We start from the raw sequence: 10,904 nt of genomic DNA on the forward strand, positions 1-10,904 counted from the left end.
GGAACGTTTTTCGTTTCCTTAACCAGCTAACTTTTGTGGGGAGAGAAAAACGTATGAATATCATTTTAATGGGTCTGCCAGGTGCTGGTAAAGGTACGCAAGCAGATGAAATTATTGAAAAATACGCAATCCCGCATATTTCTACAGGCGATATGTTCCGTGCTGCTATTAAAGATGGTACGGAGCTAGGCTTAAAGGCAAAATCGTATATGGATCAAGGTGCGTTAGTACCTGATGAAGTTACGATTGGCATCGTTCGCGAGCGACTTAGCCAAGCAGACTGTAAAGAAGGCTTCTTATTAGATGGTTTCCCACGTACAGTTCCACAAGCTGAAGCGTTAGATAACATTTTAGCAGAACTAGGTAAATCAATTGAACATACGATTAACATCGAAGTTCCTAAAGAAGACTTAATTGCACGTTTAACTGGTCGTCGTATTTGTAAAACATGCGGAACATCGTATCACTTAATTTTCAACCCTCCTAAAGAGGAAGGAAAGTGTGATAAAGATGGTGGCGAGCTTTACGTTCGAGCAGATGATAATCCTGAAACGGTTACAAATCGTCTGGAAGTAAATATGACTCAAGCACAACCACTATTAGATTTCTATGAAGCTAAAGGTGTGCTTACAAATATCAATGGTCAACAAGACATTAAATTAGTCTTTGCTGATATTGAAGCTCTTTTAAAGGGCAACCGCAGCTGATACCCGGCTCCGGGCGCAGAATACTGCTTCCGTGGGAGCATGCGGGAGCAACAACGAAACATAATTTTTTGAGAGTTGCAAAAGCATATTGTGCCCGGTATATGTACAATAGCTAATTTATTAGTGAAAACTACATGAAATGGGTTCGTGGAAGCATCTGTATTGCTCGGATTGTGTGAAGCGAAAACCAAACGAGGCGTCTTTCAAACATCTCTCATGCAATCCAAACATATATGTTGAAACGAGTTGCTTCGAGTAAGAAGAGTGCGTTACTAACGTAATGTATGAGACCTGAATACGCATATAGAAGGGAGACAGAGTAAGATGGCGAAAGATGATGTAATTGAAGTCGAAGGTACAGTTGTTGAGACTTTGCCAAACGCGATGTTTAAGGTAGAATTAGAGAACGGTCATATCGTGCTAGCACACGTATCTGGTAAGATTCGTATGCACTTTATCCGTATTTTACCTGGAGATAAGGTTACTATCGAGTTATCTCCATATGATTTAACTCGCGGTCGTATCACATACCGTTTTAAATAATCTTTTGCGCTCCGGACTATTAAGGAGGTTAGGTTAGATGAAAGTGAGACCATCTGTGAAACCGATCTGCGAAAAATGTAAAGTAATTCGCCGACGCGGTAAAGTAATGGTAATCTGTGAAAACCCTAAACACAAACAAAAACAAGGTTAATCCTAAAGGAGGTGCTGTAACTCATGGCACGTATTGCTGGTGTTGATATCCCTCGCGACAAACGCGTGGTAATTTCATTAACTTATATTTACGGTGTTGGTAAAACAACAGCTCAAAAAGTTCTAGCTGCAGCTGGAGTTTCAGAAGAAGCTCGCGTACGCGACTTAACTGAAGATGAGCTTAACAAAATCCGTGAACAACTGGATTCATACAAATTAGAAGGTGACTTACGTCGTGAAACTTCACTAAACATTAAACGTTTAATGGAGATTGGTTCATTACGTGGTATCCGTCATCGTCGTGGTTTACCAGTTCGTGGTCAGAATACGAAGAACAACGCTCGTACGCGTAAAGGTCCTCGTAAAACTGTAGCGAACAAGAAAAAATAATCGGTAAAGGAGGTTCCTACTTAACATGGCTCGTAAACAACAATCTCGTAAACGTCGTGTGAAAAAGAATATCGAATCAGGTATCGCTCACATCCGTTCTACATTTAACAATACAATCGTAACGATTACTGATATGCAAGGTAACGCGGTGTCTTGGTCAAGTGCAGGTGCTCTTGGATTCCGAGGATCACGTAAATCTACACCATTCGCTTCACAGATGGCTGCAGAAACTGCTGCAAAAACATCTATGGAACATGGTATGAAATCACTTGAAGTAACTGTTAAAGGACCTGGTGCTGGTCGTGAAGCTGCAATTCGTGCACTTCAAGCTGCTGGTCTAGAAGTAACAGCTATTAAAGATGTTACGCCAGTTCCTCATAATGGTTGCCGTCCGCCAAAACGTCGTCGTGTGTAATGGGTGCTAACTCAACTTGTTGAGTGACACCATCTGATGTACATTCGTCTTGTGCAAAATTAATGTAATTAATTGATGGATAAACCTATTCATTCGATGTTTTGAAGGAGGGTAAATTGAATGATCGAAATTGAAAAACCAGAGTTTGAACCAAAGGAGATCAGCGAAGATGCCAAGTTTGGCAAGTTTGTTGTAGAACCGTTAGAGCGTGGCTTCGGTAATACTTTGGGTAATTCTTTACGTCGTATCCTTCTGTCTTCGTTACCAGGAGCTGCTGTAACATCAGTGCAAATTGATGGTGTATTACATGAATTCTCAACAATCGAAGGCGTGGTAGAAGACGTTGCTTCAATTATTTTGAATGTAAAAAAGCTTGCTCTAAAAATTTACTCTGATGAAGAGAAAGTTATCGAAATAGATGTGAAGGGCGATGGTCAAGTAACAGCTGCTGACATTACACATGACAGTGACGTTGAAATCTTGAACCCAGATTTATATATCGCAACACTCGCTAAAAATGGTCACTTACGCATGCGTATGTATGCAAAACGTGGTCGTGGTTATACTCCTGCTGATCAAAACAAGCGCGAGGATCTTCCAATCGGCGTGATCCCGATCGACTCTATTTACACTCCAGTATCTCGTGTTAACTTCCAAGTGGAAAACACACGTGTTGGTCAGTCTTCTGACTACGATAAACTATCGCTTGATGTGTGGACAGATGGTAGCATCAGTCCAAGAGAGGCGATTTCGCTAGGAGCGAAAATTTTAACTGAGCATCTTAACATCTTTGTTGATATGACTCACGAGGCACAAACAGCCGAAATCATGGTTGAAAAAGAAGAGAACCTTAAAGAGAAAAATCTTGAAATGACAATCGAAGAACTTGATTTGTCGGTTCGTTCTTACAACTGCTTAAAACGTGCAGGTATTAATACTGTACAAGAGCTTTCAAGCAAGTCTGAAGATGACATGATGAAGGTTCGAAATCTTGGCCGCAAGTCATTAGAAGAAGTAAAAGCGAAGTTAGATGAGCTTGGTTTAGGGTTACGCAAAGAAGACTAAGCGATTTTTAATACAGCTAGATCAGATATAAATGAAGGAGGGAAACATCCATGGGTTACAGAAAACTTGGTCGTACAAGTTCTCAACGTAAAGCGATGTTACGTGACTTAGCTACAGACTTAATCATCAATGAACGCATCGAAACTACTGAAGCTCGCGCTAAAGAGTTACGTTCAGTTGTTGAAAAAATGATTACTTTAGGTAAGCGCGGAGATTTACATGCTCGTCGTCAGGCAGCAGCATTTATCCGTCGTGAAACTGTGACAACTACTGATGAAGAGGGCAACGAGTCTACTACTTTTGCACTTCAAAAGTTATTTGACGATGTAGCACCACGCTACACAGACCGTCAAGGTGGTTACACACGTATTCTTAAAGTTGGTCCACGCCGTGGTGACGGTGCGCCTGTAGTTGTGATTGAACTAGTTTAATCCTTCGAACATGCGAATTTGTAGGATGGTCCGGTTCACCGGTTGAACGGTCATCCTCTTTTTTATAAATGCTTCATACGACAAATAAATAAGCTGAGCGTTATGATGAGCGAGCCTTAGGGCGGCGTCTCGTCTAGCTCTCCGCACCTCATTCTCGTGCACTAAGGCTTGAGCACCTTAGTGCACATGTAAAATGTAATGATAAAGCGCATTTCTTGAATGAGGTGCGCGCTTTTTTATTATAACGACCATTACAGAGCGCCAAATAAGGTGCTTTTTTATTTACCCAAAAATCACTATACACGTAGTAGGGGGAAAACGCGTATAATGGACAATACATAAGTTAAGCAAAGGGGAATAAAAGATGACAGAAATTTTAGCGTTAAATCATGTAACATTCGCTTATCCTTCTGAAGATCCTACACCTAGAAATGCAGTAGAAGATGTGTCTTTCTCTGTGAATGAAGGGGAGTGGATTGCCATTGTAGGACATAATGGTTCGGGTAAGTCGACGATTGCCAAGTTAATGAACGGGTTGTTGTACCCTCAGCAAGGTGATGTTCGTTTTATGCGTGACGTCTTGTCAGATGAAAATTTATGGGATGTGCGTTCGCAAATGGGCATGGTATTTCAAAATCCAGATAACCAATTTGTAGGTGCTACGGTGCAAGATGATGTAGCTTTTGCATTAGAAAATAACGGCATACCTTATGAAGTAATGGTAGAACGTGTGCATGAAGCATTAGCTCAAGTGAAAATGGAAGACTTTTTAGATCACGAGCCTCATCATTTATCAGGGGGGCAAAAGCAACGTGTAGCGATTGCAGGAGCATTAGCACTACGACCTAAATTGTTAATATTAGATGAAGCTACTTCGATGTTAGATCCACAAGGTCGCATGGAAGTATTACAAACCGTACAACAACTACGGGCAGAAACAGGGCTCACAGTAATTTCAATTACCCATGACCTAGAGGAAGCGATTTTAGCTGACCGCTTATTGTTTATGAATGGCGGTAAAAAATTTGCCACGGGTACGCCTAACGAAATTTTTGCGCTAGGTGATGAGTTAATTGAGCTAGGGCTTGACCTACCATTTGCTATGAAACTCTCTCGCTTACTTAAAGCTGAAGGCGTTGCGTTAAATGGTCAAAATATGACAGAAGAAGAGTTGGTGAATGATTTATGGACATCGAACTTCAACGCGTAGGGTTCTCGTATGCTGCAGGCACACCCTTTGAAAAACGTGCGCTCTATGAAGTAGATTTTAAAATTGATAGCGGTACATACCAAGCGATTATTGGTCATACAGGCTCAGGTAAATCTACGGTATTGCAACACTTCAATGGTTTACTAAAGCCAACGGAAGGCCAAGTTGATATCGGTGATTATCGTATTACTGCTGGGAAGAAAGCTAAAAATTTAAAAGAAGTACGTCAATATGTAGGTATTGTTTTTCAGTTTCCAGAACATCAATTATTTGAAGAGACCGTGTTAAAAGATATTATGTTTGGCCCTTTAAATTTTGGTGTAAGTAAAGAAGATGCTGAAGCGCGAGCACGTGAACTGATTACGCTTGTGGGGCTCCCAACAGAAGTGCTAGAAAAATCACCGTTTGATTTATCGGGTGGGCAAATGCGTCGGGTTGCTATAGCAGGTGTATTAGCAATGAAGCCAGATGTTATCGTCCTAGATGAACCTACAGCTGGCCTTGATCCTAGAGGGCAAAAAGAAATTATGGATATGTTTTACACATTGCATAAAGAAGAAGGATTAACGACAATACTCGTTACTCATAGTATGGAGGATGCTGCACGTTATGCAGATGATATTATTATTATGCATGACGGCAAAAATGTACTGCGTGGTACGCCGCGAGATATTTTTGCAGATGCTGCTACTTTGAGAGGTTACCGTTTAGAGCCACCGCGTATTGTACGTTTTCAAGAAAAAGTGGAAAAGCTATTAGGCCACCCACTTGATACGGTCTGTTTAACAGAAGAAGAACTCGCAAAGTCAGTGGCAAAACATTTACCTAAGGAGCGTGGAAAGTAATGGATAAAATTATTTTTGGACGCTTCTTACCAGGAAATACGTACGTGCATAAGATGGATCCAAGAGCAAAACTCTTATTTGTGTTTGGGTTTATTGTCGTTGTATTTTTAGCAAATAATACGATAACATATAGCATATTAATAGGCATTACGTTATTTGTTATGCTTTTAGCACGCATTAAACCGAGTTTTTTAATTAATGGTTTAAAGCCTGTCGTATTTTTATTAATATTTACCTTTTTACTCCATCTATTTTTCACGCGTGAAGGAGATTTGCTATGGGAATGGGGTATTTTGAAAATTTACGAAGGTGGTTTACGTCAAGGTATTTACATCGCGATTCGTTTTGCAGTTCTTGTTATTATGACTTCATTCTTAACACTAACGACATCGCCAATCGCTATTACAGATGCAATCGAAATTCTATTAAATCCGCTTAAGAAAATAAAAGTGCCTGTTCATGAGCTAGCGCTGATGATGTCGATTTCACTGCGCTTTATTCCTACATTAATGGATGAGACAGATAAAATTATGAAGGCACAGATGGCACGAGGCTCTGATTTATCAACAGGACCGATAAAAGATCGTATTAAGGCGGTGGTACCACTGCTTGTGCCGTTGTTTGTTAGCGCTTTTAAGCGAGCAGAAGATTTAGCAACAGCGATGGAAGTCAGAGGTTATAAAGGTGGCGAAGGTCGCACACGCTATCGTCAATTAGCATGGCATAGCAGAGACACGCTAGCATTAGTGGTGTTATTCGCATTAGCTGGCGTTTTATTTTATTACAGAGGGTAGGTAACTATGCGAATTAAAGCAATAATTGCATATGATGGAACAGACTTTGTAGGTTATCAAGTACAGCCGAATGGACGCACAGTACAGCAAGAAATCGAAAAGGCTTTACAAAAAATGCACAAAGGGCCAATTAAAGTAGTAGCGAGTGGGCGTACGGATGCGCGTGTCCATGCAACAGGACAAGTTATACATTTTGATACGTCACTTACATTAACACCAAGCGCCTGGCAAAAAGCACTCAATGTAAATTTACCGAGTGACATTCGTGTAATGGAAGTAAATGAGGTCGCTCCTAACTTTCATGCACGCTTTGATGCAGTCGGTAAACGTTACCGCTATATCTGGTCTCTTGAGGAAGTACAATTACCATTTCGTCGTAATTACGCTGTATTTATGAAAGGTGTACAACCTAATATTGAAGCGATGCAACGTGCGGCTACATTAATTGTAGGTGAATATGATTTTTCAGCATTTTGTGCAGCAAATACGAGTGTCATAGACAAAGTGCGTACGGTGCATAGCTTAACCTTTGAAAAACATAGCAATGAATTGCATATGGTAATAGAAGGCAATGGCTTTTTATACAATATGGTGCGCATTATAGCCGGCACATTATGGGAAGTGGGGATTGCTAAGCGCAGTGAGCAAAGTGTGAAGGAAGCAATCGAAAGTTGCCAACGAGAAAAAGCGGGTAAAACCGCGCCAGCTCAAGGTTTATACCTTGAAAAAGTATGGTATTAGAGGGCTAGCAACTTGACCACGTGTTTTCTGAAAAAAACTTGACCTAACTGTTTTTTTATAGTATGATGACTAATGGTATTTTCATTACCACCACAAAATAAGCCCCGAAAACTTATTAATTGTAGACTAATGAAAAATAACGGTATTTTTAATCGATTAGGAGGATATATACATGCGTACAACATTCATGGCTAAAGGTCACGAAGTAGAACGTAAGTGGTTATTAGTTGACGCAGAAGGCCAAACGCTTGGACGTTTAGCTTCTGAAGTAGCTGCTATCTTACGTGGTAAACATAAACCAACATTCACACCAAACGTTGACACAGGTGATCACGTTATCATCATCAACGCTGACAAAATTCATTTAACAGGTAACAAATTACAGGACAAAATTTACTACCGTCACACACTTTACACAGGCGGTCTTAAACAACGTACTGCAGGCGAAATGAAAGAGAAATACCCTACACAAATGCTAGAATTAGCAATTAAAGGTATGCTTCCAAAGAACTCTTTAGGTCGCAAAATGTTCGGTAAACTTAACGTTTACGCAGGCGCGGAACACCCACACGCTGCACAACAACCAGAAGCTTACGAGCTTCGCGGATAATAGAAATTAAGAGGAGGATATTACTTTGGCACAAGTTCAATACATCGGCACAGGTCGCCGTAAAACTTCTGTAGCTCGCGTACGTTTAGTACCAGGTACAGGTAACATTGTTATTAACAAACGTGACGTAGAAGAGTACGTACCATTCGAATCTTTACGTAACGTAATCAAACAACCATTAGTTGCTACTGAAACAGTAGGCAGCTACGACATCCACGTTAACGTTGATGGCGGTGGTTTCACTGGTCAAGCTGGCGCAATCCGCCACGGTATCGCTCGTGCGTTACTACAAGTTGATCCAGATTTCCGTCCAGCACTTAAATCTGCTGGTTTATTAACTCGTGACGCTCGTATGAAAGAACGTAAAAAACCAGGTCTTCGCGGCGCACGTCGTTCTCCACAGTTCTCAAAACGTTAATTTTACGATTATACGTTCAAAGCCATGTTCGCTATTTGCGAGCATGGCTTTTTTTGTTGTATGTTGTGCTGAAACATCTGTGACGTTTATTGAAATTGATTATGTTATAATTGGAGAAAATGAGGTTAGGGAGTGTCATGGCTTTATGATCACAATTGAAAAGGCGCATAACGCGTTAAGTAAGCTACAAGATCCTTTTTTACATAAATCGTTAGAGGAAACTGGCGGTATTGTAGAGGTTAAAGTAAAAGAAGAAAAAAATCATGTTAGTGTTAAAGTTGCGATTGCGAAAACGAATACACCTGAACAAATGCAACTTCAAATGAAAATAGTAGAAGTGTTAAAAGAGCAAGGGGCAGAGACGGTAGGCATTCGTTTTGAAGAGCTCTCAGCTGAAACATTAGCAAGCTTCCGTGGCACTGCAACTGAAGCAGAGTCACAAGATTTATTATCGCCACTTAATACTACACAATTTATTTCAATTGCATCTGGTAAAGGTGGCGTTGGTAAGTCGACAGTATCTGTTAACTTAGCGGTGGCACTAGCGCGATTAGGTAAAAAAGTAGCGTTGATTGATGCTGATATTTACGGCTTTAGTGTACCAGATATGATGGGTATTCAAGAGATGCCTGTTATTAAAGAAGATCGCATTTACCCAGTAGAGCGCATGGGTGTTAAAGTAATTTCAATGGGCTTCTTCGTAGAAAACAACGCACCGATTGTTTGGCGTGGGCCAATGCTTGGTAAAGTACTCGACCAATTTTTCCGCGACGTAGAGTGGGGCGAATTAGACTATCTACTATTAGACTTACCACCAGGTACAGGTGACGTAGCACTCGACATTCACCAAATGTTACCTGCATCAAAAGAAATCGTAGTAACTACTCCTCATCCAACCGCAGCTTTTGTAGCGGCACGTGCAGGTGCAATGGCATTGCAAACAGATCATGAAATTCTTGGTGTTGTAGAAAACATGGCATGGTTTGAGTCAAAAACGACAGGGGAACGCGAGTATGTATTCGGTAAAGGTGGCGGTACTAAACTAGCTGAAGAGTTACGTACAGATTTACTCGGACAGATTCCATTAGGACAACCTGATTGGACAGATGAAGACTTCGCTCCTTCCGTTTATGATGCTGAGCACCCAACAGGTAAATTGTACTTAGCAATGGCAGAGCAAGTGATTAACAAATTATAATATAGAAGGAAGACGGGCCAGCCAGCTCGTCTTTTTTCACGCCTTAGTCACAAAGCATGAATGACTTTTCGAACGAACATAGCTTTTTTACAGTAGCATTGTTAAAATAATAATTATATTTGAACATTGGAGGACGCAAAGTCGTGACAATACGTAATTGGATTAAATTTTTCTTTGTAGCCTCACTTATCGGTGGGGTTGTCAATGGCGTTTTTAGCTTAATAATTCGTTGGAACTTTTTCCAACCTTATGTAGCAGCGGGAGAATGGGGCGAGTTTCTTGCGGCATTGGCATGGATGGTTTTCTTAGGGATTACGATGAGTGTAATTGCGCAAGCAGGTTTCTTTGCTTATTTAACACTTCATCAAGTAGCCGTTAATATTTTCCGTTCATTAACTTTATGGAACTGGGTGCAACTTTTATTAATTGTCATTGCATTAGTTGACGTTATTGCATTTCGCTTTATACCTGAAGCAGATACAGCGAAGGATTGGATAGTATATAGCGTATTAATTTTAGTACTTGTTGGTGGTTCTATAGCTACAGCATTTAAAAAAGTTAAAATGACAGGAAAAAAACACGTGCTAATATCTGCACTATTTTTTATGATTGTCATTACAACATTAGAATGGACAATTGCCTTAATGGGACGCGATGCTAAAATTGATGAGTATGTAGCATTATTACTTTTCCCATTGTTAGCAGTTAACGCATTCCAACTATTGATGTTGCCAAAATACAATGAACAATCAGAGCGTGACCGTAAACGATTAGAAGAGCGACGTAAAGCTCGAAAGCAACAAACGAATGCTTAATTCAAAACTCTACGGCTAGTAATTACCTAGCTGTAGAGTTTTTTTAATAAAAAGGATAAAGACATCGCTATTTCAAGTGTGTTATCCGCTCTTAACTTACGAAAAAACATAAGATTTAAGCAAAGCTTTGACACATCATTTAAAAGCGTGTTACTATATATGAAGTCGCAAAAACAACATTGTTGTTAAGCACTAAATTACAATTAAAAAATAGTTGACAATAACAAGCACTATTTGTTAAGATGTAGAAGTTGTTTCTTTCTTCTGAAAAACTTTTATAAAATAAAGTGTTGACAACGAAAGTTGAAAAATGCTATAATATAAAAGTTGCTGAAACAAGCGACGCAAACATGAACCTTGAAAACTGAACAAGCAAAACGTTAATCAATAAATCGTTTCATTAAATTGAAACAAAATTTTGGACATCAAAATTGATGCCAGCAACATGAGCTTAATCGCTCTCTTATGGAGAGTTTGATCCTGGCTCAGGACGAACGCTGGCGGCGTGCCTAATACATGCAAGTCGAGCGAATGAAAGAGAAGCTTGCTTCTCTGGATTTAGCGGCGGACGG

At 40.1% G+C, this 10,904-nt stretch carries 15 protein-coding genes and 1 rRNA gene; all 16 read left to right on the top strand.

What is annotated here, in order from left to right:
- Nucleotides 1–53: 53 nt before the first annotated feature.
- On the top strand, nt 54–707 hold the full coding sequence (locus tag DDE80_RS01900) for an adenylate kinase (RefSeq protein WP_108305997.1): 654 nt from the start codon (nt 54–56) through the stop codon (nt 705–707).
- A 324-nt stretch (nt 708–1,031) separates the two neighbouring features.
- Nucleotides 1,032–1,250 (top strand): translation initiation factor IF-1, encoded by a 219-nt coding sequence (gene infA / locus DDE80_RS01905; RefSeq protein WP_036143445.1) that lies wholly within the window; start codon nt 1,032–1,034, stop codon nt 1,248–1,250.
- A 37-nt stretch (nt 1,251–1,287) separates the two neighbouring features.
- A complete protein-coding gene (rpmJ, locus tag DDE80_RS01910; RefSeq protein ID WP_000868344.1) occupies nt 1,288–1,401 on the top strand; it encodes a 50S ribosomal protein L36 in 114 nt (37 codons plus the stop codon).
- Between the two features lie 23 nt (nt 1,402–1,424).
- Nucleotides 1,425–1,790, top strand: a complete 366-nt coding sequence (gene rpsM / locus DDE80_RS01915; protein ID WP_108305998.1) for a 30S ribosomal protein S13 — start codon at nt 1,425–1,427, stop codon at nt 1,788–1,790.
- Nucleotides 1,791–1,815: 25 nt separating this feature from the next.
- Nucleotides 1,816–2,205 (top strand): 30S ribosomal protein S11, encoded by a 390-nt coding sequence (rpsK, locus tag DDE80_RS01920; protein WP_108305999.1) that lies wholly within the window; start codon nt 1,816–1,818, stop codon nt 2,203–2,205.
- 120 nt (nt 2,206–2,325) lie between these two features.
- Entirely contained in the window at nt 2,326–3,270 is a 945-nt protein-coding gene (locus DDE80_RS01925; protein ID WP_036143452.1) for a DNA-directed RNA polymerase subunit alpha, read from the top strand.
- A 50-nt stretch (nt 3,271–3,320) separates the two neighbouring features.
- A complete protein-coding gene (gene rplQ, locus DDE80_RS01930; protein WP_108306000.1) occupies nt 3,321–3,701 on the top strand; it encodes a 50S ribosomal protein L17 in 381 nt (126 codons plus the stop codon).
- Between the two features lie 364 nt (nt 3,702–4,065).
- The gene (locus DDE80_RS01935; protein WP_108306001.1) at nt 4,066–4,911 is read left to right on the top strand and encodes an energy-coupling factor ABC transporter ATP-binding protein; all 846 of its coding nucleotides are present in this window, start codon (nt 4,066–4,068) and stop codon (nt 4,909–4,911) included.
- Nucleotides 4,887–5,756, top strand: a complete 870-nt coding sequence (locus DDE80_RS01940; protein ID WP_108306002.1) for an energy-coupling factor ABC transporter ATP-binding protein — start codon at nt 4,887–4,889, stop codon at nt 5,754–5,756. The genes DDE80_RS01935 and DDE80_RS01940 overlap by 25 nt, the downstream gene beginning before the upstream one ends.
- Complete coding sequence (locus tag DDE80_RS01945) at nt 5,756–6,550, top strand: energy-coupling factor transporter transmembrane component T family protein (RefSeq protein ID WP_108306003.1); 795 nt, start codon at nt 5,756–5,758, stop codon at nt 6,548–6,550. Before DDE80_RS01940 ends, DDE80_RS01945 begins: the two co-directional genes overlap by 1 nt.
- Before the next feature lie 6 nt (nt 6,551–6,556).
- Nucleotides 6,557–7,291, top strand: coding sequence for a tRNA pseudouridine(38-40) synthase TruA (truA, locus tag DDE80_RS01950; protein ID WP_108306004.1), 735 nt, complete (start codon nt 6,557–6,559; stop codon nt 7,289–7,291).
- Nucleotides 7,292–7,463: 172 nt separating this feature from the next.
- Complete coding sequence (rplM, locus tag DDE80_RS01955; RefSeq protein WP_108306005.1) at nt 7,464–7,901, top strand: 50S ribosomal protein L13; 438 nt, start codon at nt 7,464–7,466, stop codon at nt 7,899–7,901.
- A 25-nt stretch (nt 7,902–7,926) separates the two neighbouring features.
- Complete coding sequence (rpsI, locus tag DDE80_RS01960) at nt 7,927–8,319, top strand: 30S ribosomal protein S9 (protein ID WP_036143474.1); 393 nt, start codon at nt 7,927–7,929, stop codon at nt 8,317–8,319.
- A 145-nt stretch (nt 8,320–8,464) separates the two neighbouring features.
- Complete coding sequence (locus DDE80_RS01965) at nt 8,465–9,517, top strand: P-loop NTPase (protein WP_108306006.1); 1,053 nt, start codon at nt 8,465–8,467, stop codon at nt 9,515–9,517.
- 143 nt (nt 9,518–9,660) lie between these two features.
- Nucleotides 9,661–10,332, top strand: a complete 672-nt coding sequence (locus DDE80_RS01970) for a KinB-signaling pathway activation protein (protein WP_108306007.1) — start codon at nt 9,661–9,663, stop codon at nt 10,330–10,332.
- Between the two features lie 462 nt (nt 10,333–10,794).
- Nucleotides 10,795–10,904 (top strand): 16S ribosomal RNA (locus tag DDE80_RS01975); the annotation flags it as partial.

The sequence above is a fragment of the Metalysinibacillus jejuensis genome, assembly GCF_003057615.1.
Classification (GTDB): Bacteria; Bacillota; Bacilli; order Bacillales_A; family Planococcaceae; genus Metalysinibacillus; species Metalysinibacillus jejuensis.

Excerpts from the sequence above, each read along its gene's own strand:
- DDE80_RS01900 (WP_108305997.1), top strand. The coding sequence starts at position 54 with ATGAATATCATTTTAATGGGTCTGCCAGGTGCTGGTAAAGGTACGCAA.
- infA (WP_036143445.1), top strand. The coding sequence starts at position 1,032 with ATGGCGAAAGATGATGTAATTGAAGTCGAAGGTACAGTTGTTGAGACT.
- rpmJ (WP_000868344.1), top strand. The coding sequence starts at position 1,288 with ATGAAAGTGAGACCATCTGTGAAACCGATCTGCGAAAAATGTAAAGTA.
- rpsM (WP_108305998.1), top strand. The coding sequence starts at position 1,425 with ATGGCACGTATTGCTGGTGTTGATATCCCTCGCGACAAACGCGTGGTA.
- rpsK (WP_108305999.1), top strand. The coding sequence starts at position 1,816 with ATGGCTCGTAAACAACAATCTCGTAAACGTCGTGTGAAAAAGAATATC.
- DDE80_RS01925 (WP_036143452.1), top strand. The coding sequence starts at position 2,326 with ATGATCGAAATTGAAAAACCAGAGTTTGAACCAAAGGAGATCAGCGAA.
- rplQ (WP_108306000.1), top strand. The coding sequence starts at position 3,321 with ATGGGTTACAGAAAACTTGGTCGTACAAGTTCTCAACGTAAAGCGATG.
- DDE80_RS01935 (WP_108306001.1), top strand. The coding sequence starts at position 4,066 with ATGACAGAAATTTTAGCGTTAAATCATGTAACATTCGCTTATCCTTCT.
- DDE80_RS01940 (WP_108306002.1), top strand. The coding sequence starts at position 4,887 with ATGGACATCGAACTTCAACGCGTAGGGTTCTCGTATGCTGCAGGCACA.
- DDE80_RS01945 (WP_108306003.1), top strand. The coding sequence starts at position 5,756 with ATGGATAAAATTATTTTTGGACGCTTCTTACCAGGAAATACGTACGTG.
- truA (WP_108306004.1), top strand. The coding sequence starts at position 6,557 with ATGCGAATTAAAGCAATAATTGCATATGATGGAACAGACTTTGTAGGT.
- rplM (WP_108306005.1), top strand. The coding sequence starts at position 7,464 with ATGCGTACAACATTCATGGCTAAAGGTCACGAAGTAGAACGTAAGTGG.
- DDE80_RS01965 (WP_108306006.1), top strand. The coding sequence starts at position 8,465 with ATGATCACAATTGAAAAGGCGCATAACGCGTTAAGTAAGCTACAAGAT.